This window comes from Vibrio sp. D431a (genome assembly GCF_030248655.1).
In the GTDB taxonomy this organism is placed as follows: Bacteria; Pseudomonadota; Gammaproteobacteria; order Enterobacterales; family Vibrionaceae; genus Vibrio; species Vibrio alginolyticus.
In genome coordinates this window covers 185,496-208,293 of the sequence record NZ_JAHGAP010000009.1, presented here as the reverse complement: position 1 = coordinate 208,293, position 22,798 = coordinate 185,496, and the positions used below count along the sequence as shown (strand labels likewise).

At 43.6% G+C, this 22,798-nt stretch carries 18 protein-coding genes; 8 read left to right on the top strand and 10 right to left on the bottom strand.

Features of this window, described 5'->3' with window-relative positions:
* Positions 1–285: 285 nt before the first annotated feature.
* From KJB35_RS07185 to fabV, 3 genes are all read left to right on the top strand, one after another.
* Positions 286–921, top strand: a complete 636-nt coding sequence (locus KJB35_RS07185) for a TetR/AcrR family transcriptional regulator (protein ID WP_005378033.1) — start codon at positions 286–288, stop codon at positions 919–921.
* Between the two features lie 71 nt (positions 922–992).
* Positions 993–3,275 (top strand): acyl-CoA dehydrogenase, encoded by a 2,283-nt coding sequence (locus KJB35_RS07180; RefSeq protein ID WP_213907847.1) that lies wholly within the window; start codon positions 993–995, stop codon positions 3,273–3,275.
* Positions 3,276–3,449: 174 nt separating this feature from the next.
* Positions 3,450–4,652, top strand: coding sequence for an enoyl-ACP reductase FabV (fabV, locus tag KJB35_RS07175; protein WP_213907849.1), 1,203 nt, complete (start codon positions 3,450–3,452; stop codon positions 4,650–4,652).
* A gap of 73 nt (positions 4,653–4,725) precedes the next feature.
* Here the strand turns inward: fabV and KJB35_RS07170 are convergent, their stop codons facing one another.
* Entirely contained in the window at positions 4,726–6,408 is a 1,683-nt protein-coding gene (locus KJB35_RS07170; protein WP_005378028.1) for an aspartate:alanine antiporter, read from the bottom strand.
* A 175-nt stretch (positions 6,409–6,583) separates the two neighbouring features.
* Positions 6,584–6,850, bottom strand: coding sequence for a GrxA family glutaredoxin (locus KJB35_RS07165; protein WP_005378026.1), 267 nt, complete (start codon positions 6,848–6,850; stop codon positions 6,584–6,586).
* Between the two features lie 377 nt (positions 6,851–7,227).
* On the opposite strand from KJB35_RS07165, the gene KJB35_RS07160 reads away from it, so the two are divergent.
* Entirely contained in the window at positions 7,228–8,472 is a 1,245-nt protein-coding gene (locus tag KJB35_RS07160; RefSeq protein WP_017820842.1) for an iron-containing alcohol dehydrogenase, read from the top strand.
* Between the two features lie 76 nt (positions 8,473–8,548).
* On the opposite strand, the gene KJB35_RS07155 is transcribed toward KJB35_RS07160, so the two are convergent.
* The 5 genes from KJB35_RS07155 to KJB35_RS07135 form a co-directional block, all read right to left on the bottom strand.
* Positions 8,549–9,403 (bottom strand): MurR/RpiR family transcriptional regulator, encoded by an 855-nt coding sequence (locus tag KJB35_RS07155; protein WP_005378021.1) that lies wholly within the window; start codon positions 9,401–9,403, stop codon positions 8,549–8,551.
* Positions 9,404–9,714: 311 nt separating this feature from the next.
* On the bottom strand, positions 9,715–11,361 hold the full coding sequence (gene panP / locus KJB35_RS07150) for a pyridoxal-dependent aspartate 1-decarboxylase PanP (RefSeq protein WP_025766849.1): 1,647 nt from the start codon (positions 11,359–11,361) through the stop codon (positions 9,715–9,717).
* Positions 11,362–11,572: 211 nt separating this feature from the next.
* Positions 11,573–12,085 (bottom strand): hypothetical protein, encoded by a 513-nt coding sequence (locus KJB35_RS07145; RefSeq protein WP_213907851.1) that lies wholly within the window; start codon positions 12,083–12,085, stop codon positions 11,573–11,575.
* Between the two features lie 208 nt (positions 12,086–12,293).
* Positions 12,294–13,199 carry a lysine exporter LysO family protein gene (locus KJB35_RS07140; RefSeq protein ID WP_285357011.1) on the bottom strand — a complete coding sequence of 302 codons (906 nt, stop codon included), beginning with the start codon at positions 13,197–13,199 and terminating at the stop codon, positions 12,294–12,296.
* A 146-nt stretch (positions 13,200–13,345) separates the two neighbouring features.
* On the bottom strand, positions 13,346–14,266 hold the full coding sequence (locus KJB35_RS07135; protein ID WP_025766846.1) for an HDOD domain-containing protein: 921 nt from the start codon (positions 14,264–14,266) through the stop codon (positions 13,346–13,348).
* A gap of 369 nt (positions 14,267–14,635) precedes the next feature.
* On the opposite strand from KJB35_RS07135, the gene KJB35_RS07130 reads away from it, so the two are divergent.
* Positions 14,636–15,223 carry a TfoX/Sxy family DNA transformation protein gene (locus KJB35_RS07130; RefSeq protein WP_005378007.1) on the top strand — a complete coding sequence of 196 codons (588 nt, stop codon included), beginning with the start codon at positions 14,636–14,638 and terminating at the stop codon, positions 15,221–15,223.
* Positions 15,224–15,416: 193 nt separating this feature from the next.
* Here KJB35_RS07130 and KJB35_RS07125 read toward each other — a convergent pair whose 3' ends face one another.
* The 3 genes from KJB35_RS07125 to KJB35_RS07115 all read right to left on the bottom strand — a co-directional run bounded on the left by KJB35_RS07125 (position 15,417) and on the right by KJB35_RS07115 (position 18,691).
* Positions 15,417–15,965 carry a hypothetical protein gene (locus KJB35_RS07125; RefSeq protein WP_005378006.1) on the bottom strand — a complete coding sequence of 183 codons (549 nt, stop codon included), beginning with the start codon at positions 15,963–15,965 and terminating at the stop codon, positions 15,417–15,419.
* A gap of 291 nt (positions 15,966–16,256) precedes the next feature.
* Positions 16,257–16,754, bottom strand: coding sequence for a response regulator (locus KJB35_RS07120; RefSeq protein WP_213907855.1), 498 nt, complete (start codon positions 16,752–16,754; stop codon positions 16,257–16,259).
* Positions 16,751–18,691, bottom strand: a complete 1,941-nt coding sequence (locus KJB35_RS07115) for an ATP-binding protein (protein ID WP_025998638.1) — start codon at positions 18,689–18,691, stop codon at positions 16,751–16,753. Before KJB35_RS07115 ends, KJB35_RS07120 begins: the two co-directional genes overlap by 4 nt.
* Before the next feature lie 186 nt (positions 18,692–18,877).
* Here KJB35_RS07115 and KJB35_RS07110 point away from each other — a divergent pair, with 186 nt between their 5' ends.
* The 3 genes from KJB35_RS07110 to KJB35_RS07100 all read left to right on the top strand — a co-directional run bounded on the left by KJB35_RS07110 (position 18,878) and on the right by KJB35_RS07100 (position 22,793).
* A complete protein-coding gene (locus KJB35_RS07110) occupies positions 18,878–20,146 on the top strand; it encodes a DUF945 family protein (RefSeq protein WP_005389614.1) in 1,269 nt (422 codons plus the stop codon).
* A 137-nt stretch (positions 20,147–20,283) separates the two neighbouring features.
* Positions 20,284–21,378, top strand: coding sequence for a 3-phosphoserine/phosphohydroxythreonine transaminase (serC, locus tag KJB35_RS07105; protein ID WP_017820836.1), 1,095 nt, complete (start codon positions 20,284–20,286; stop codon positions 21,376–21,378).
* 83 nt (positions 21,379–21,461) lie between these two features.
* Entirely contained in the window at positions 21,462–22,793 is a 1,332-nt protein-coding gene (locus KJB35_RS07100; RefSeq protein ID WP_206953209.1) for a D-serine ammonia-lyase, read from the top strand.
* Positions 22,794–22,798: the final 5 nt, after the last annotated feature.

Below are 22,798 nucleotides of genomic sequence, written 5' to 3'. Positions count from 1 at the left end.
GTGTTTCTCATTTTATCTCCCCTAGAACCGAAGATGTATTTCATTCTCTCGTCGCTCACTCCGAGCCGCCAAGGCTATTGTTAGCGTTTCAATTGCGATGGACTGAGAAATTTGATCGTTTTCTTCTGACAAGCTTCACTGGAGTATTCGATTGAATTTCAAAAGATTAGATCACACCTTTTATTGTCTGGTCAGACCAATTGGTTAAAGTGTGATGTTAATCATTTGTTAATCTGAAGTTTCGGGAGTATATTTTCAAACAGTTGTTTAATACGAGTGATTAAAATGGCCCCGAGAACATCAACAAAAGAAAAAATACTCGATGTCGCAGAAGGACTCTTTGCTGAACATGGCTTTAATGATACTTCGCTAAGAACGATAACAGGTAAAGCTAACGTTAACTTAGCATCGGTAAACTATCACTTTGGCGATAAAAAAACGCTGGTTAGAGCGGTTTTAGATAGGTATTTAGAAGCACTAATGCCGAGCATTAAGACTTCATTAATTGAGTTAAACACGCGCGATAGCTACAACATGGACGATGTCTTTGAGTCATTGCGATTACCTTTACGTACATTAAACGATGTACGCCCAAATGGTACTGCGCTATTTATGTTGTTAATTGGCCGCGGTTATACAGACGTTCAAGGTCATCTACGCTGGTTCATTACCACCAGATACGAAGAGGTACTGAACCTTTTCACTTTCTCGATAATGAAGGCGAACCCGGAACTATGTGAAGAACAGTTGTTTTGGCGATTGCACTTCACGTTAGGAACCTGTGTATTTACGATGGCTTCAAGCCAGGCTCTTTCGGAGCTGGCAGAAAGTAAGTTTGAAAAGGAAGTCGATGTGAAATCTGTCGTCGATTTACTGATTCCATATTTGTCAGCAGGAATGTCAGCAAAGCAGTTGGCATAAGACAAATAAGAAAGTTAAACCAATAATAAGATTATACCCCGAGCGGTTACGTGAACAAAAGGATCTGAACTATGAGCTCTCTACGAAGAAAATGGATTAGTGACCCGGCTTTTAAAGTGTTCAAAAAAGTATTGCCGCCTCTGTCTAGCACCGAGAAAGAGGCGATGGAAGCGGGTAGTGTATGGTGGGATGCCGAACTATTCTCAGGCAAGCCAAACTTCACAACATTGCATCATTATCCAACGCCTACACTGACGGCAGAAGAGCAGTCATTTATGGATAATGAGCTTGAGACCCTGCTAGAAATGCTTGATGACCAGAAGATTGTCAAAGAAGACAGGGATTTACCGCCTGAAGTATGGGAGTACCTACGTAAAGAGCGATTTTTCTCTTTGATCATCTCGAAAGCATATGGTGGTCGTGAATTTTCCGCTTTGGCGAACTCAACCATTGTTTCTCGTATTGCGACTCGAAGTATCAGTACCGCAGTATCGGTAATGGTACCGAACTCTCTTGGTCCTGGTGAGCTGCTATCGCACTATGGTACGCAAGAGCAAAAAGATTACTGGTTGCCTCGTTTAGCTGATGGTACAGACATCCCTTGTTTCGCCCTAACTGGCCCTGAAGCGGGTTCTGATGCGGGTGGCATACCTGATCAAGGCGTAGTTTGTTACGGCACCCATGAAGGCAAAGAAGTGCTTGGCGTGCGAGTTAGTTGGAATAAACGCTACATCACGCTTGCGCCAGTTGCGACAGTGCTCGGGTTAGCATTTAAACTGCAAGATCCTGAAGGGCTACTTGGAGACAAGAAAGAGGTTGGCATTACATGTGCGTTGATTCCCGCTGACCATGAAGGTGTCGAGATAGGTGAACGCCATGATCCTCTGGGGTCTGCGTTCATGAATGGTCCAACTCGTGGTGAAGATGTCTTCATCCCTATGGACTGGTTGATCGGTGGCGCTGATTACGCAGGTAAAGGTTGGCGTATGCTGGTTGAGTGTCTTTCTGCGGGGCGTGGTATCTCTCTTCCAGCGCTTGGCACAGCGATTGGTCACCTTACTACACGTACAACAGGTGCTTATGCTTACGTGCGTAAACAGTTTGGAATGTCGATCGGTAAGTTTGAAGGTGTTGCAGAAGCAATGGGGCGCATTGGTGGTCTTACTTACCTACTAGAAGCGACGCGTACGCTAACGACGACTTCTCTCGATATGAAAGAAAAACCTGGGATTGTAACCGCGATTGCCAAGTACCACATGACGGAAATCGCGCGTACCATTCTAAATGATTCGTTTGATATCCATGCGGGTCGTGCGATTCAAGATGGCCCAATGAACTATCTTGCTAAACATTACCTTGGGGTCCCGGTTGCTATCACCGTTGAAGGCGCGAATATTCTGACTCGTAACCTGATGATTTTTGGTCAAGGTGCGACTCGATGTCACCCATATGTTCTAAAAGAAATGGAAGCCGCGGCGAATCCAGATTCTGAACAAGGTGCGGAAGAATTTGATAACTTACTCTTTAAACACATCAAGCACGCGCTCGGTAATACATTCGGTGCATTTGGTGCAGCACTAACTGGTTCTCGATTTGTTAACGCGCACATGAGTGGCCCAACGCAGCAATACTACAAAGACATTACTCGTCTCAGTCGTGCACTTGCAGTAAGTGCAGACTTTGCGATGTTAACCTTAGGTGGAGACTTGAAGCGTAAAGAAATGATCTCCGCACGTTTGGGTGATGGATTAAGCTATCTATACATGGCATCTGCTGCCTTGAAAAAGTATGAAGATGAAGGCCGTCAGCAAGGCGATCTAGACTTCGTTCATTACGCTGTTCAACACTGTTTGTATAACGCTTCTAAGTCATTAAATGAGGCTTACACCAACTTCCCTGTGAAATATGTTGGCGGTGTGCTTAAGGGGCTATTGTTCCCGCTTGGTAATCATTTCAATAAGCCAAGTGATGAGCTGTGTGTGAATTTGGCTGAAGCGATGATAACGCCAGGCGCGCAACGTGATCGCCTCACGCATCTGTGCTACATCGGAAAATCAGAGGATGACAGCGTAGGCTTAATGGAGAATGCATTCCTTGCAATGTACGACATTAAACCTTTGGAGCGTAAACTTATGAAGGCTGCGAAGGATGGTAAAGTGGCTCGTAAAGGTCTGCTACATGATCGTTTGCAGCAAGCATTTGAAGCAGGCGTGTTAACTGAACAAGAAATTGATCAAATCATGGCTGCAGATAAATTGCGCTACAAGGCGATTCAAGTTGACCACTTTAGTCATGACTTTTCTGAAGTGCGAACTCATAGCCCAAAAAAGTCGCAGTTGAATCCGGCGGCATAATAGACAACTAATGTTAAGAAAAGCACCTCAATGAGGTGCTTTTTTGTATTCTTGGGGAGTGGATGGTGGGATAGTGCTCCAACCACTTGCCTTTTAAGAGCATTTTTACAGAAATTAGATGCGAAATCCCAACGAAACTTTTATCCTAACAAGGTTTTTTAAAGGAAGTTGAATATGATCATCAAACCTAGAATTCGTGGATTTATCTGTACTACAACGCACCCTGTTGGTTGTGAAGCTAACGTAAAAGAACAAATTGCGTACACCAAAGCGCAAGGTCCAATCAAAAACGCACCTAAGCGTGTTCTTGTTGTTGGTGCATCAAGTGGCTACGGTCTATCTTCTCGTATCGCTGCGGCATTTGGTGGCGGTGCATCAACTATCGGTGTTTTCTTCGAAAAAGAAGGTACTGAGAAGAAACCAGGTACAGCAGGTTTTTACAATGCCGCTGCTTTTGAAAAGCTAGCGCGTGAAGAAGGCCTGTACGCAAAAAGCTTAAACGGCGACGCTTTCTCAAATGAAGCGAAACAGAAAACTATCGAGCTGATCAAAGAAGACTTAGGTCAAATCGATATGGTGGTTTACTCACTGGCATCTCCAGTACGTAAAATGCCAGAAACTGGTGAATTAGTTCGTTCATCTCTTAAACCTATCGGTGAAACTTACACATCAACGGCTGTTGATACCAACAAAGATGTGATCATCGAAGCTAGCGTTGAGCCTGCAACAGAAGAAGAAATCAAAGACACTGTCACTGTAATGGGCGGTGAAGATTGGGAACTTTGGATCAATGCGTTGTCTGATGCTGGTGTTCTTGCTGAAGGTTGTAAGACCGTCGCGTACAGCTACATTGGTACTGAGCTAACTTGGCCAATTTATTGGGATGGTGCACTAGGTAAAGCAAAAATGGACCTAGACCGTGCAGCGAAAGCGCTAAACGACAAGTTAGCAGCAACAGGCGGCAGTGCCAATGTTGCGGTACTTAAATCTGTTGTAACTCAGGCGAGTTCTGCAATTCCTGTTATGCCACTGTATATCGCAATGGTATTCAAGAAAATGCGCGAAGAAGGTGTGCACGAAGGCTGTATGGAACAAATCTACCGTATGTTCAGCCAACGTCTATACAAAGAAGACGGTAGCACGGCAGAAGTTGATGAGATGAACCGCCTACGTCTGGATGACTGGGAACTTCGTGACGACATTCAGCAGCACTGTCGTGAGCTATGGCCTCAAATTACGACTGAGAATCTAAAAGAGCTGACTGACTACGTTGAGTACAAAGAAGAGTTCTTGAAACTATTTGGTTTCGGCGTTGAAGGCGTAGATTACGAAGCGGATGTGAATCCAGCAGTTGAAGCAGACTTCATTCAAATCTAATCACAGACTAGATAACCAATAAACAAAAGGCGCTCATTGAGCGCCTTTTTGTATATCATAGTCAAAGTGAGTATTAACTTAGTATTATCAGAATCGTACCAGCTAGCGTCATTAAAATATTCGCAATCGCATAGGTACCCGCATAACCAAGGGCAGGGATGGTGGACTTAGCGTAGTCGTTAACGACATCCATAGCTGGAGCGCAAGTACGGGCGCCAATAATGGCACCGAAGAGCAGGGCACGGTTCATCTTGAGTACGTGTGCGCCAACTAAGTAAGCCAGAACCACAGGCACGACACTGACAATAAATGCCAAACCAATGACTTTTGGACCTACTTGCGTTAGGTGCTCGAACATCTTTCCACCTGCACTTAGACCAATTCCCACCATAAAGAACATTAACCCTAGATCTTTGACCATATTCAGCGCCCCTTGTGGGACATAACCGAAAGTAGGGTGATTTGCTCGTAAGAAACCAAGCGTAATACCGGATAACAGAAGACCCACCGCATTACCCAAACTGAAAGACACCTGACCGAACGTCATTGTGATGAGGCCAAACAGAATACCCAAAATAAAGAAGCTACAAAAAGCGAGCAAATCGGCCATTTGACTGTGGATCGAGATGAAACCGATTTTTTCCGCCAGTCCATGTACTCGGCTTTTCTCGCCGCTCACTTGAAGGACGTCCCCTTTAGCGAGCACAATGTCTAAGTCCATAGGCATTTCAATCTGAGCGCGAACTACGCGGTTTAAGAAACAGCCAAACTCAGACAAATTCAAATCCGATAAACGTTTACCAGCGATAGCGTCACTTTTTACGACGATTTCTTCTTCAACGATGCGTAAATCAAGCAAGTTACGGTCGAATACTTCTTTACCATTACGGAAGCTAGGGTCTAATCGAGCATGGCTGTCAGGGAAGCCAACCAATGCAATTTCATCTCCCTCTTGCAAGATAGCATCACCATCTGGGTGGGCGAGAATACCATTGCGGCGGATTCGTTCAATGTAACAGCCAGTTTGACGATAAATACCCAGTTCTCGTAAGTTTTTACCATCAGTCCAGTCAATTAGCTCTGGGCCCACTCGGTAAGCTCGAATAATGGGTAAATACACTTTTCTCTGGCTTGAATTTCCAAGGCCACGCTCTTGTGCGATTTGCTGCGCGGAATCAGAAAGGTTTTGTTTTTGCAGTTTTGGCAACAATTTAGCAAACATGATCATGCTAATTAAGCCGACCAGATAAGCCATCGCGTAGCCTACGGATAGATTTTCTAATACCAGAGAAAATTCCATATTCCGCGGTATAGTCGCAAGGCCAGAGTTAAGAGCATCTTGTGCACCAACCAGTACTGGCGTTGCGGTCAATGCGCCTGCCATCATACCGGCAGATAAGCCAAAATCGAGGCCGAAATAGTGACTCAAGCCATACGTTAAGCTGACCGCAGACACGAGAACGGTCATGCTTAAAATAAAATAATGCTTACCATCTCTGAAGAATATACCAAAAAAGTTTGGTCCAGCTTCAATGCCAACGCAGTAGATAAACAGCATAAAGCCAATGGTTAAAGCTTCTGCATTAAATGAGAAACCAAGGTGGCCCATTACCAAAGAGGTAATAAGAACGCCAATAGAGTTGCCTAATTGTAATTTGCCAAATCGAATTTTTCCGATGGCAAGGCCAATGGCTAATACGACGAAGATTAGAAGGATAGGGTTTTGCTCGAGAAGGTATACGACGTCTATGTTCACTGTGTGGCTCGGTAGAGTGTGTGCCAAAAAAGATTAAGAACTGTGAATTGTAACTAAATATAGCAAAAAGATAAGTGAATTTTTTTAGGTTTTACCATTAGTTGACTTAACGTAATAACCAGCTGAAAAATAATAAAAAAGCCGCATGAAGCGGCTTTTTTGAAAACAGTCTTTATTACTCGTCAAATAGACCTAGGTGCTCTTTCGCGTATGCTTCGAACTCGTCGCAGCCACCGATATGCTCTTGGTCGATAAAGATCTGAGGAACGGTTTCAACTGGTTTACCAACTGTTTTCTCAAGATCTGCTTTAGAAATACCTTCAGCGTGAATATCAACGTAACGGTAGTTGAAGTCATCACGTTTTGCTTTTAGCGTTTCTGCGTGCTCTTTTGCACGAACACAGAAAGGACATGCAGGGCGACCAAAGATAACAACGAACATAATCTTATTTCTCCTAAATCTATTCTTTTTTGAAAGCGTACAAAACATAGCGGCTGAGTGCGCTTTCTTTTGTTGGAGTAACTATGCCCGATCCAGATACGGAAATAAAGCGGCAATTACCTCTTGGTTCTATAGGTGAAATCTATCGAATAAAAACTAAACGCGTGTTCTTATTTTACGGCTCTGAAGTATGTGAAGTGACGCATAAAAAACATACATTCTAAAGGGTTAATGATGGCAAGGTGGAATTGGTCAATTTTTTTTGTTTAAAAAAATAGCAATCTATTTTGGCTATACGCAAATAACTTCAACTCTAACATAAGTGTTAAATCAGAGGGCGAGAGGTTATTTGGGGATATTCTTTTGGGAGGGTGTGCATGTTTCAGTTTATGACTGCAACAAGGATTATATTTGGTGAAGGTGCACTTCAATCTTCATTATCCGTTATTAACCAATTTGGCTACAGTGTTTTGCTGGTCACTGGGCAGGATACCCAACGAGCCGCCCCCATTATCCAATATCTTAAAGCTCAAAATATGCGTTACCAGCACGTAGCTATCGTTGGTGAACCATACATCACGATGGTAGAAGAGACCGCAGTGCTCGGTAGAAAATTCCAACCTGATATGGTGGTTGCGATAGGTGGTGGCAGCGTCATCGATATGGGCAAAGCCTTAGCTGCCATTATTCCCAATCAAGGCAATGTTTACGATTACGTAGAAGTGGTAGGAAGAAGCGTCCCTTTAAAAGCAAAGCCTCTTCATTTTATTGCAATTCCTACGACAGCAAGCACCGGTTCAGAAGTGACCAGAAATGCTGTGCTGAAATCTGGACAAGATAAAGTGAAAGTGAGTCTTCGAAGCCCTGATATGCTCGCAGACGTTGCCATTGTAGACCCGACACTTACTTACGGGACCGACCAATACACATCTGGACGTGGCGCAATGGATGCGTTCACTCATTTAATGGAAGCGTATGTGTGTGGTGAGCCAAACCCTCTTACTGATATGGTCTGCGAAGAGGGGCTACGCCGTTTAAGCCGTTCAGTGATTGCCGCTTGTAAGCAAGATAATCATAAGGCGCGCTCTGATTTATCGTTCGCTGCATTGCTTGGTGGTATGGCGATTACTAATGCCAAATTAGGTGCCGCTCATGGGTTAGCATCGGCGTTAGGAGGCAAGTTAGACGCCCCCCATAGCGTTATTACGGCTCGCCTAGCTCCGCACGTGATGCAGGAGAACATTAACGCCGCTAAACTCGCGGGTAGGAATGATGTGATAAGTCGTTATCGCAAGCTGGCCCAATTAGTTACTGAGCGAGTAAATGCTAACGAACACGATGGAATTCTTTGGGTAAATATGGTGCTAGATAAGTTAGCGTTACCGCTACTGGCTCAATTTGGAGTATGCCAAACCTCTTTTGAGCAAGTGGCGAATGATGCGCTTAAATCAATGGCAATCAAAGGGAATCCTTTACCTCTTAATCAGGAACGTTTGATACACATATTGCAGCAAGTCTGTGATTGTAGCGGAGAGTGCGCAGCTGAGAGTGCACAACATGTCAGTTCTGTTGAAGTACTGGAATCAAGAACGGACTTATCGAGTGTCAACGACTTAGGGTGATTGCTCCCTTAGCAGCATTAAAACAAAAGGGGAGCCTTGAGCTCCCCTAGATAAAGTATTGACTAAGCTTTAGTGCTTAGTACTGGCTTAGTTTGTCATAGCGACTGTCTTTCAACGCATCTTTTACGCGTTTTAGGTTCTCACGGAAACCTGTACCACGGCGAAGAGTGAAGCCAGTTGCTAGCACATCAATCACTGTCATTTGTACAACTCGGCTTGCCATTGGCATGTAAACGTCGGTATCTTCTGGAATATCGAGCGTGATGGCCAGCGAGCTTGCCTTTTCTAGAGGAGAATCCTTCGCTGTAATCGCAATAACTGTTGCGCCATTTTCACGAGCAAGGTTCGCTATTTCTACCTGACTCTTTGTTCGACCGGTATGAGAAATAAGAACCACAACATCATTATCACTGCAGTTGATACAACTCATGCGCTGCATAACAATATCTTCAAAACAAGTAATTGGAATATTAAAGCGAATAAACTTGTTTTGTGCGTCTCGGGCAACAGAAGATGATGCACCAAGGCCAAAGAATGAAATGCGCTTCGCTTGCGTTAGCAAATCGACCGCACGGTTCACTTGCATTGGATCTAGGCTATTTTTCGCGACATCTAAACACGCCATCGTCGATTCGAAAATCTTATGGGTGTACGCGTCTGGGCCATCGTCTTCTTCCACATTACGGTTAACGTAAGGGGTGCCGTTGGCTAGGCTCTGTGCCAAGTGAAGCTTAAAATCTGGAAAGCCCTTGGTGTCCAGACGACGACAGAAGCGGTTTACAGTGGGCTCACTAACGTCGGCCATTTTAGCCAGCGTTGCAATGCTTGAATGAATTGCAGTTTGTGGAGACGCCATAATTACTTCCGCAACTTTGCGCTCTGACTTACTGAAATTCTCCAGGTTTTTTTGAATTTTTTCTAATGTATTCATAGTGTTCACGAGGGTATAGAGAACAACTCGCTGGCTCTGCTAACGAAAGGAAACACGAAGATTCCGGAGTAGAGTGGGGCGTTAACGAAAACAACCAGCGCCATAGAATCAGTATAAACCTGATCTTCAATCAGTCTAAACCAATAACGGGTACTATTTAGTGAGAATTTGACAGGCCTCAAACAAAATGTTGTAAAAACTACAGAATTGGATGTGTAAACGAAGTTTTGTTGCGCTAGTCGCGCGATAATGATGTTTGAGTTACATCAAAACGAAAAAAAATTTCAAATTGATGTAACTCGATCTTGCTGTTAAGACGATTGAATATCAACAACCAGCTGTTGAATTCTTTTCATCAAATTTGGTGCTTGCTTGGCGATTTCGCGTTGTTCATCAAGCACTGAGCTCAAAATTTCTTTTGTGGTCAGTGGATTTGCCAAAACCACTCGAAACACTATCGTATTCATGCGTTGCCATTGGTCTGGGTTCAGTCTTGTACGTGAAACGAACGATTTGCCCGTTTCGCGCTGACGCTTTTGAATAAACTGTGTTAACTCATTGATCAGCTCATTCAGTTGTTCTTTTTGTGAGCCTTCTGCTTGTGCTAATGCTTCACGGATGAATGGCGGCAAATAACGGTATGTGAGCAGACAAAGCTCTGGTTCAGAAACTAACTCGAAATCATCTTGCTGTTTGATTAAATCCGCAAAGTATCGAGCTTTTTCAATGCTTTGGTCAATCAGAAGCTCGTAACCTGGGCGACTTATGATGTGCATTGCGGCGTAGACCAACATCGCCATCCCCGAACGTGAACCTTCTAATGTATGGCTGCCTAGGTCTTTTGAACCTTTGCGCAATATATATTGAGCGTGATGCTCTATGGATTTCATTGCGTCAGGGTCTTTGAACAGAACCATACCAGCGCCCATCGGGATGTAGAGCTGCTTGTGCGCATCAATAGTTACTGAGTCTGCCATTTCCACACCTTTAAGAAGGTGACGGTGATGGTTAGACATAAGTGTTGCGCCACCCCATGCGGCATCCACATGGAAGTGACAGCTGTGAGCTTGGCAGACTTCAGCGATTTCAGGCAATGGATCAACATTACCTGTCTCTGTTGTCCCAGCCACACCAATAACAGCAATAGGCTTGATATTTTGTTTTTCGAGCTCAACAATTTTCGCTTTCAGGTCGTTGACAATAATACGGTTGTTGGCATCGGTTTTAACCGCAACCAAGCCCTCTTGGCCTAGCCCTAATACATCGGCTGCTTTCTTAAGGGAGTAGTGACCACGCTCAGACACTAGCACCGCTAAGCCATCATAGCCATAGTGCTTCATGGCTTTAAAAAGGCCTTCCTTCTCAACGCCTTTAAATGAGCCATTGGCTCTTAACGCTTTGTTACGTGCTACCCAAAGCGCAGTGATATTGGCAATGGTGCCGCCGGAACAAAATGCGCCTAATGAGTGGTTTGCACTGTGCATCCACTGATTGTAAAAAGTATCATTCTGACCATATATCAAGCGATGCAGCATACCCAAAACTTGACGCTCAAGTGGCGTAAAGGCTTTGGAAGTCTCTATTTTTACCAGGTTTTGGTTTAAGGCGATCATGATCTTTGACAGTGGCATCAAGAAATAAGGCAGTGCCGATGTCATATGACCAATGAAGCTTGGTGAAGATGTGTGAACTGAGTGCGACACCAAAGTGTCGAGTAAGTGCTCTGTATGATCTGACACGAACTCTGGCTGCTCAGGAATCTGAGCAGAAGAAAAGTCTTTTTCGATTTCGCGTAAAGGCTTTTCTTCTGCCACGATGTGTTCACGAAGAAATTGATTTAGATTTCGCGAGAGGCTCTCGTCAATTTTAGTTAACGTTGAGTCCGGACCTTCTGGGACAGTGAAGATCTTTAGCAAGCTCTCAAAGCTAACATCAGCGGTTTTTTGTTCCTTAACCATAGCAAAGAATCTTTGTAGTTATTTTGGTAATGCGAGCGGCACAATCTAAACTAAAACGGGCGCAAAGTCCCGTTTTAATTGTTGAAACCCAAGTTGTAGAAATGAAAATTTTAGGTGAAGGTTACGATATTCACATTAAAAAATTCTAGATTGAGTACGTTAAAACACTCTGATGTTATCGAATGCTAATCAACGACTAATGCGAGCAATCTTAGTCACATTTCTGCTTTTCAATCTTTTCTATTGACTGATTGTACTTATTAAGTGCGGTATCAATTTGTTGGGGATGACTAAGCAGATCAGCGAATGCTGAACGAAGCTCGTAGTTTTTTGGATGGTTAGTTGATTGACGGTCGCTAAATGTCTGTTTTGCAACTTCACCTAACTTATCGCTTCGGGTCGCTAACTGCTTAACGTCATGTTGCTCTAGTTTTAACCATGCTTCGATTGGCTGTTCCGTCGCAACGCGGCTAGGGTCCTTCTCTAGAAAGTAGTGAACCGCTTCGCGGTTTAATTCAAAGTGATGTTTACGTCCATCCAAGAACCATTGGCTAACTTCTTTCAGATCTGGATATTGGGTAACCGTCAAATCAACAAGATCTTGATACCACTGTAGTGAGGCATCGACGTAGCCATCATATTTGCTAGCAAGACATTGTTGATCTGCGGCAAGCGTAAAAGTTGAGCTTGTAGCGAGGAGCGCTGCAACGACAAAGCGTTTCATTCTTCTTCCTTCTGGTTGTTATCCCTTTATTAACGCAATGCACATCAGTTGATGTTTCTCCCTTCTTTCTATTTGGTCGTGACAAATCGTTGGGCTGAATGACGAAAAGAAAGAGGGGTCTTGCCAAAAAATATTGACCACTTTGACGTTAACTGGGTATTTAAATTTTTGCCGTATTGTAATGGATGTTAAAGCGAAAACCTGAGATCTAGCTAGCAAGTGATACAAAGAAAAGCATCATAACTGGTACCAATAAACTCAAAATAAAGCCGCTAACGATAGCAACAGGAACACAACGCACACCACCGGTAGTTTGAATAACGGGTAGGGTGAAGTCCATTGCTGTTGCACCGGCATAACCAATTGCGGTGCACGGATAGCTACGAATAAAGAGAGGAATGGCAACCAGTGCGACTAGCTCTCTCATCAATTCAATCAAGAACGACGCGCCACCAAATACCGGACCAAAAGCGTCACCCATTAAAATACCTGCGAGGGAATACCAGCCAAAACCTGAAGCCATTGCGAGTGCTTTATAAAGAGGAAGATCCAAAAGCACCGCTGCAAAAACGCCACCAAGCATACATGTTGCGATGACAACAGCCGCAATGGCCATTCCTTGTTTATTTAATAGGATTTGACGCAGAGTAAGTCCACTATTACGCAGCTGAATACCAATAAAAAATAGAAGTAGAAAGAGTATCCATTCGCTTGCTGTATCTACCCAACTCAAATCAATGGGTAACAGCAGGCCAACCACTAACCCTCCGCCAACGACCACGATAAGCTTAACTGACTCTAAAGCCATCGAAGATAACGGTAGCTTCTTTTGATTCTGATTGGTCTGGAGTGGAATAATTTTATCAATAATAGGCAGAGCCAACAGGTTGCAGGCACTTAGACACAAAAAAAACGTACTCGCATAGAGGAGAATACTTTGTAAGTTGCTGCTTAAATTATCGAGCGCCGCCAAACTAAGACCCATCAACGACAAAATGACGTAAATAAGGTAGGACGTTGACTGATTGATCTTCTCCAATAACGAAGATCGAGATATAGGAATTAGATACCCCACTACAAGCGGAGCGAAAATAAATAGCATCCCTGAAAACATAAAGCTCAATGATTCCTTTTTGAGATAACATCAACACGCATAAATCAAATTATCTATCGGTTGAAATTAGAGACATTTCACCACATACAGCTCAGCCTTGAGCGAATCGTTTTATCACGGATAAGGTATTATCAGAAAACGATAAATTACAAACCGCTAGCATTGAGTACAGCACGGATTTGATCATTGAAGTCAGTATCACTCATGTTACTAAGTTCATACAAGACTTCTGCACCAGTTAAGTTGAATTCAACTTCGTGTTCGTCAATGCGTTCATCGTGATTGCGAAACATCAATAAATGATGCGCAATTCTAGCGATGTCGAGATAACTCACTTCTGGTCGCGTTAATTCGTATTTTTCGTTTGAGGATACTTCTCTGAAGTCGTTGTCAAATCCCCAACGCTCAAGCACTAGTTTACTTGTGGCAGAACAACGTGTTTGGAAGATTTGCAATGCAATATCTGGGTCTAAGTAATTGCCCCTATCTAAGTACAAGTGGTACTCATTAATTAGGCAAAATAACCCAATATCGGCTAATAGACCGACCAATAACGCCTTTTCTTGCTCTAGATGGCCATAAGTGCCTGGCTCGTGGCTACGAAACGATTGAACCAACATCACCATGACGGCACCGAGCTCACGCGATATCGCGGCACTCTTCACCAAGATGGCATTGCATTCTTTAGTGAGATTAACTGAGTGTTTAAGTTGCTCAATCGCTTGTGCGGTAACAATATCACGTACACGAAGTATTCCGAGACGAGATACCGCTGTAGTTAAGTCGTTGCAGGTGATATTTCTGCGATTGAAAATCACAGAGTTAGCGACTCGTAAAACGACCGCTGCTAATCCGGGATCTTCCAATAAACAGTTAGCAACATCGGCAATCGTGGTGTGTTCTTCGACACATAACTGCTGAATTTTAAGCACGACATCAGGAATAGGAGGTAACGAAATCTTACCCGTGGAGATGGACTGTTCTACCAGCTGAGCAAACTCGGATTCCAGTGCGTTTATAAGCTTATCTTTATTATTTGGCAGCCAAAAAAATGATAAATGTTCCATTGTGACGCTGTACTTGAGATCTTTCGTACAGTGTACCCTTACAGCGTATTCTTTATCAATTAAATGCGTATTATGTGCCCGTAATTGCCAGCGAGATCATAATGATGGCGCGTTTTAGGCATGCTATGCGTCAAAAAAATATCACCACACGAACAATAAGTGTGAAACTAATCACGTATGCAGAATTTATACTTTTTTATATGTGACCTATGTCCTAACTTATTTTTCAACGTTAAGTATGATTAAGCAAGTTGGTGAGCACAACTCACAAAAATATCGCCAACAAATCGACATTTATAATTCGCTATAAGCTGCTGTTTATCTGGTGACATCGCTAATCGGGGTAATTTATTCAGATTAAAGAGGTCAATGGACATGACAGACCAAGCTTTTTTTAAATATGTACGCACCTTCAGTGAGTACCAAAAACGTTCTATGTTCGGTGGTATTGGTTTATTCACCGATGATGCTATGTTTGCGCTTGTCAGCAATGATTGCTGCTACTTACGTGGTGGTAATGGGCTAGATGAAGTGTTTACTCAACTGAGCTGTGAGAAGTATAAGCACGTCAAAAAACAGACGACGGCAACCGTAAATTATTATGATGTAACCGATTTATTCGAATCCGGATATGTAGGGCTTGATGAACTGGTACAGAAATCAATTGAATACTCAATTAAGGAACGGAAATATCAAAAGTCCTCTGCCAGTAGACGCTTAAGAGACTTACCCAACATGCAACTAACCCTTGAACGTATGGTCAAGAAAGCCGGTGTTGATGACGTAGAAACCTTTTTAGAACTTGGACCTGTAAAAGTCTTCAACAAAGTTAAAACGGCTTACGGTAATGATGTTGATGTAAAGCTACTGTGGAAATTTGCTGGTGCAACTGATGGCGTACATTGGAAACTGATCCAAGAGCCGCGTAAAAAACAGTTATTGGCACTGTGTGACTAAGCGAAGCTGATCGCACAATGATTGACTCGTTTCGATGGAGTTAGCGGGTCGTAAAGGCAAGTGTGAAAAGCGGAAAAAGGACGTTGAAGTTTTTTACCACTTCATTGAGTTAGTCATTAAATTAGACAAAAAAACCGAGGCAGAGACCTCGGTTTTTGTTTTTTTAATTTGCTCTTTTCTTATAGCACAAATCTTAAAACTTAAAACGCGTAGTGAACATTACCTGATCACCGTAAAAATCGTTGATACGTGCTTCAGCACCCAAAGAGAAAAGCTCTGTTGAGTGGAATCGAGCGTAGGCAGAGCCAGTCCAATCGTCATCGTTATCGATAGAAACGTAGCCGACTTTGCCGCCTACTTCTAATTGAGGGCCCAACCATTGGCGAACACCTAAGTTAAGCTCCATACCAACATCTGTGCTGCTCTCATTCGAAGGTTGCACAACGCGCATTAGCATTTCACCAGTAAGATCTGCCCAGTTGTTTAGCGGAGAATGGAAGCCAAAGCCTGCAGCTGAGTCAAAATCACTTTCAAACTCAGAGTCAATACGAGCAATAACATGCGCGTTCGGGTGAATTGATTTGCTGAATCCAGCACCAAATGTCACAGGACTTGCGCCAATACGTGCTTCGAAATAGTCGTAGCTAAAGTTGCTCATAGTTGCTGGCGCATTGCGATCGTTTGCAGCTAGGGCATGGCTTGATGCCACTAGTAAGGCAGCGGCTAATAGTGTTTTACGCATAACTAACGATAAACCTTGTTCATTATTTCCATGGATTCAAGCAACCACTTGAACCGTAATCTGATTTGTCCGACATCATAATAAAAAGGAAGGTCCACGACCAACAAAAATGTGTCGATGTTTTGTCAATTAACTTAATAGTTCCTTGGTTTAAGCAAAAACTACGCCATATACGTAGTGTCCGAGAATTTCACTCGGACAAGTAACGATGTTTTTCTAACCTCATTCGACTATGCGAGGTTAGGTGGTGCAATGAGCATCGTTGAGTTCAAGTTAGAACCAAACACTTTATTACTCGCCAAAGCTTGCTCTTCTTTCTGCCATGGAGTTGAGGATTGCCTCAGAATCAAGGATTTGAGTCCAGGATAGCAGGTTATCATCATTCTCAATCACAAACGCGGTAAGCTGAGACACGATTGCTTTTCTCAATGCTTCACCTTTCCAAGGTTTGGCAATGTAATAATCGAGACTCGCGTTATTTACGGCTTCTACGGTGTCTTCCAAACCAGCTTGTCCTGTGAGTAAAACTTTGCGCGCTGCTTTTGTGTCACCATTTTGACTGAGTTCGATTAAGAAGCTGATCCCAGTTTGTTCCGGCATAATGTGGTCACATAAAATGAGCGCAAGCTGAACTTCTTCTTCCGCCATCTCCTCAATCACTTGCCGAGCTTCAGTCACCGATTCCGCTCCTTCGACGACAAAGTTCTCCTCGAAGGGAGCAAGATCTTGGAGCACGCTATCCAAGACTTCTCGTTCGTCATCGACACATAAAATTAGATACTTGGTCATGTTTCATCTCCTTCTTCGATGACTGGTAACCAGACGGTCATTCGTGTGAACTGGCCGATCTCTGATTCGACGTCAATCCACCCTCTGTGTGCTGTTACGATTTGCTGGCAGATGGACAGCCCGATGCCTAAGCCAAAATTACCTTCTTTTTTTGTGGTGAAGTTCAGCTCGAAAATGGCGTCTCTTTGCGATTCAGGAATGCCACATCCATTATCTTCAAATGAGATAACGGCATAATGTGTGTGCTCTTTTTCTACAAGGCGTGTTTGTATGTTTAACACACCTTTCTCTGGAAATGCGTCAATGGCGTTAGAGACCAAGTTCGTCCACACCTGTTGGAGTGCGATCGGTTGACAAAGGATGGAAGGCAAGTTTGCATAGTCGGTTGAAACTTGGTGCATTTTTAATTTGTTCTCGAAAATCACCAAGGTGTCTTCAATGCCCTCATGAATATCGGCATAGTGCAGGGTCTCATCATCTGACCGAGCATATCCTTTCAGGCTTTTTACCATATCAGCAATTCGTGCTGCACAGACATTAATTGAGCGAAGTGTAGAACCTGCTTTGTGGTATTGCTCTAGTGTATTGAGAGCATGATAAGACGCTTGCTGCTTTCTCGTTAGTTGGGTAAGTAGCTCGTGATCGGATTCTAAACCAAGGCTCACCACTTTCTTTGCCAACGCTCGGTCTGGAAGAGTATGGCTAAGCGCTTTTACGCGTGATCTGAGCTCGGCGGTTGAAGCGGGTTTTGAGGTTTGCGCTTTGTTCAGTAATTCAATGCCTTTGGTTTGTATATCGGAACTGGGCGCATCGTTAAGTAATCGTTCTAGCGTATGCGTTAAATTCTCTACGCCCCTCAATATCGCGGCTACTGGATTGTTTAGTTCGTGGGCTACTCCCGCAACCAATTGACCAAGCATCGCCATTTTTTCTCTTTCAATGAGCTGCTGGTGGGCTGATTCTAAAGATTCGAGCGTTTTTTGAAGTTGCAGTTTGGTGTTGATGCTTCTTTGCAATCGGCGGTTGAAGTGGCGTAAAAGCAAGTTTGTAAAAAGAGGCAGTAAGTTTGAGTCGCTTTGCATCACTTTATTGAATACGTTGCGATCGAGTTTGATAACTTCTGTTTTGGTTAGTGTTAGAGCTGTCGAGAAAGAACATTCCCCAGTAACAAACGACATGCCTCCGACAATATTCCCTTTGTTATGGCGTACAACCTCTCGCTGCATGCCTTGCTCATCGCGCTTGTACAGAGCCACTTCACCTTCGGTGATAAACCACAAAAAGCAATTTGGCTCGCCTTCCACGGTTAATAAGTGTTCAGGTGAGTATGTACGGCAAGCTCTTGTTTCGTCATTATCTTTGAAAAATTGCTGGAGAGCGGAGATCACTTGCTCGGCTAACTCGGCATCAGACATCGAGTGGTAGTCGTGTAAGAATCCGGCTTGATAATGGCTCATCTGGTTATTGATGTGCGCTCGCAACAAGCTGTGATGATCCAATATCTGACTGTAACTTAGCAGGTCTTCTTTGCCATTTCGCAAGATAAATTGGGTCAGCTCTTTTTGCACTGTGTTAAATAAGACGTGATCTGGCAAAGGTTTAGTGAGGCAGTGGTCGAGCCTGCCCTCATTAACGGCAGTGAGAATTGCCTCTATATCAGACGAGCAGCTAATAAGAATTTTTCTTGCTTGCTCGGTATGTGGCATCCGGTCTAAACCAATAAGAAAATCCACGCCGTTAAAATGAGCGTGATGGCTCGCTATAACTAAAGCAACAGTCTGTTCTCTTTCTTCTAGATACTCTAAAGCGCTTTGAGCCTCTTCTATCGATTCGACAGAAAAAATATCAAACTTACTTGAGAAGGCAGACAGCTCCAATCGAAACTGTTCAGCACTGATTGGGTTGTTGTCGAGACACAACACAGCATAACGATTCACAGATGTTTTAGCTCCGGTTAAAACTTCGCCACGCAAACTTTAACAATAAAAGGACATGATGAGTGGGAGCCAAGTATGATTCCTGATTAATGGACTAGAATAAGCATCAATAGTCTGATTTGTCTCAATGTTTTCTCCGCAGGTGGTTTGGGGTAGACTGACCGAAAATATCTAATAAGTGACGTTATGCAAAATCTTAAAAAAATCGGCGCCATTGGTGGTGCTATCTCATTAGCACTGTGTTGGCCATTGGCTGTCGGACAAATTGGTCAGTCCATCATTGAAGATGGTATTACCAATATGAATGATGAAATGATTAAAGGCGAAGTGGTCGAGTATCAGCGTGGCTATTTGTCTTCAGTCGTGCTGACTCGTTATTCAGTTGTTGATCCTGAGCTTAAAACGCAGTTAGAGCGTGATGGTATGCCAACGACGTTTGACGTAACCAGTGATGTTAGCCACGGTCTAACAAGCCTAACAGCAGATTCAAAATTGGTGGACAATGACTTTTTGCCTCTCACGATGCATAGCCAGACTCAACTAAATGGCAATACAGCATTTATCCTCGACCTAGACAGTTGGCATTATCGTAACGAAGCGCAAGGCGTTTCTGTTTCTACAAGCCCTGCAAAAGTAACAGGTGATGTGACGGTATTGGGTGATCTCAATTACCAAGTTTCCGTTCCTTCTGTTCAAGTGGATTTTGAAAACGGTGAAGAGCTTCATCTGAATGCATTGACAGGGCAAGGTAAAGGAAAGCAAGCAAAAGGCTACTGGTTAGGCGAGCAATCTTTCTCTCTAGAGAAGCTAGATGTGGTTGATGCGAACTTAACGCCTGTCTTTTTGATTGAAAATGCGAGCTACCGTGGTAACACTACGATGAGTGAGTCTGGTGATAAGCTGAACAGTCAATTAAACCTAGATGCTAAGAAACTACGTTTAACTGATGGGACGGATGTCGATAACTTTAAGTTGGATTTCTCAATTGCAGATGTGGATAGCCAGTCTTTTGATCAAATTATGTCTATCTATCAAAGCTCTCCTATGTTAGATGAGCAGGAAATTGCGAATTTATTGCCGCATGTCGATACGCTGTTTAGCAAAGGTTTTGATTTATCCGTGAACGAGCTTTCACTCGCGTTCGGTGACGGCAAGTTCCACAATGAGTGGCAACTATCCATCCCTGAAGGTACTGAGCATATTACTCAAGATCCAATGAAGTTGGTGACGGCCACTACTGGTGAACTTAGCACTTACTTCTCTGATGAATTAGTAACGCATTACCCATTTATTCAAGAAGGGATTGATGAGCTCCTTATTATGGAGTTGATCGAAAAAGTAGAGGGCGGTTATCAATTAAAAGCAGAAATTGGTGAAGGCAAATTGAAGTTCGAAAATGGGCATGAGTTCCCATTGGTGGCTCTACTTATGCCTGCTTTGATGCAACAACAGTAATTCGTGTTGTTGCGAATTTGTTCCAATTCAACGCTTAGTCTTTAAAAAGAGGTCGTAAGACCTCTTTTCTTGTTTTTATCACTGCGAAAACGTGATATTAATTTCTTAATATTTACATAGCAGGAGCAATGAGCATCATGGAACAAAATACGGACAACGTATTTAACTTCAGTGCAGGGCCAGCAGGTCTGCCTAAAGCAGTTATGCAGCAAGCACAACAGGAACTAATCGATTGGCAAGGCCTTGGTACTTCGGTCATGGAAATCAGCCACCGAAGCAAAGAGTTCATCAAAGTTGCAGAAGAAGCCGAGCAGGATTTACGTGATCTTCTGAATATTCCGGACAACTATAAAGTACTGTTCTGCCAAGGTGGTGCTCGTGCTCAGTTTGCTGCTGTTCCTCTAAACTTACTTGGTGATGCCGATACGGCAACTTACATCGATGGTGGTTATTGGGCTGAAAGCGCGGTAGCTGAAGCGAAAAAATACTGCGAACCAGACGTGTTTGATGCAAAAACAGAAATCAACGGGAAAGTCGCGGTTCTACCTGCAAGTGAATGGAAAATTGCTCCAGAAGCGGCTTACGTTCACTTCTGTCCAAATGAGACCATTGATGGTATTGAGATTAACGATCTTCCTATCACCGATAAACCGATTGTTGCGGACATGTCTTCGACAATTCTTTCTCGTGAAATCGATGTGTCTAAATACGGTGTAATTTACGCGGGCGCTCAGAAAAATATTGGTCCTTCCGGCATTGCTATTGCTATCGTGCGCGATGATTTATTAGGTATGGCGAAGCAGGTACTACCAAGTATCTTGGATTACACTGTTTTGGCAGAAAAAGAATCAATGTTCAACACGCCACCAACCTTTGCATGGTACCTGTCTGGTCTTGTTTTCAAATGGCTGAAGGCACAGGGTGGAGTAAAATCGATTGAGCAAGTGAACCGCGCTAAAGCCGCGCTACTGTATGATTACATCGATCAGTCTGATTTCTACCGTAATGGCGTGCACTCAGCAAACCGTTCTTTGATGAACGTGCCATTTCAACTTGCTAAGCCTGAACTGGATGCAACCTTCCTTGAGCTAGCAGACTCTAAAGGGCTGAAAGCGCTAAAAGGTCACCGAGCAGTTGGTGGTATGCGAGCATCCATTTATAACGCAATGCCGCTAGAAGGTGTTCAAGCGTTAGTAGACTTCATGCAAGAGTTTGAGAAAAACTACGCGTAAGCTCAAACTGATAGTTGTTCTCCAAAGCGTCGCTATTGCGGCGCTTTTGTTTATCTCAACTCACATCATTCCAGGAAGGTAAAATGACCAAGGCAAATATTGAAGCGCTGACTAAGCAGTTCCCACTCTTGGCAGCACTTATTGATCTTGAAGAGGTTTGTTGGTTTAACCCCCATATCACTTCCTTGGAGGAAGGCTTACCTCATGTCGGGTTAGATGAAAAAGATATTCAAGCGGCGAGTGAACGGCTAGCACGATTTGCGCCTTATTTGATGAAAGCGTTTCCCGAAACGGAAACGTCGCGTGGCGTTATTGAGTCCGCAGTGGTGGATATTCCCAATATGAAAGTGCGTTTGGAGCAGCAATACGACACACCAATATTGGGCCATTTAATGCTCAAAAAAGACAGTCATTTGCCAATTTCTGGTTCGATCAAAGCGAGAGGTGGTATTTATGAAGTGCTCACTCATGCAGAAAAGTTGGCGTTTGAAGCCGGCTTGCTCTGTGAAAGCGATGATTACAGCAAATTGTTCAGCAATGAGTTTCGGCAGTTTTTTAAGCAGTACAGTATTGCAGTTGGCTCAACCGGCAATCTTGGTATGTCCATCGGTATCATGAGTGCGAAGCTGGGTTTTTCAGTTTCAGTCCACATGTCTGCGGATGCGCGGGAATGGAAGAAAAATAAGCTCCGGTCACATGGTGTTAATGTCGTAGAGCACCAAGAAGATTATGGTATTGCTGTCGCGCAAGGTCGTAAAGAGGCAGAAAAAGATCCCAACTGTTTCTTTATCGATGATGAAAACTCACGGACGCTGTTTCTAGGTTACTCTGTTGCGGGTGAGCGTCTTAAGCAGCAGTTTGATGACTTGGGAATCGTGGTTGATGAGCATCATCCATTGTTTGTTTATCTTCCTTGTGGTGTTGGCGGCGGGCCTGGTGGCGTGGCATTTGGCTTGAAGGTAGCGTTTGGCGAGCATGTCCATTGTATTTTCGCGGAGCCAACGCACTCCCCGTGCATGCTGTTGGGCGTACATACAGGCTTGCATGACGATATTTCGGTACAAGATTTGGGTATCGATAACATCACCGCCGCTGATGGCTTGGCAGTCGGGCGTGCTTCGGGATTTGTCGGAAGAGCGATGGAAAGGCTACTTGATGGTTTTTACACCATTGATGACGCTCGTATGTATCACCACTTGGGTGAGTTAAGTGAACTGGAAGGTATTAATCTAGAGCCTTCTGCATTAGCTGGTATGATTGGGGCAGTGCACGTCTCGAATAACCATGCTTATCAGTCTCGAATGAAATTTGACGAAGAAAAACTCAAAAACGCAACACATCTTGTTTGGGCAACAGGTGGGGGCATGGTTCCGGAAGATGAAATGGCGGCTTATCTCAAAAAATCTGGTCGGTAAATCAA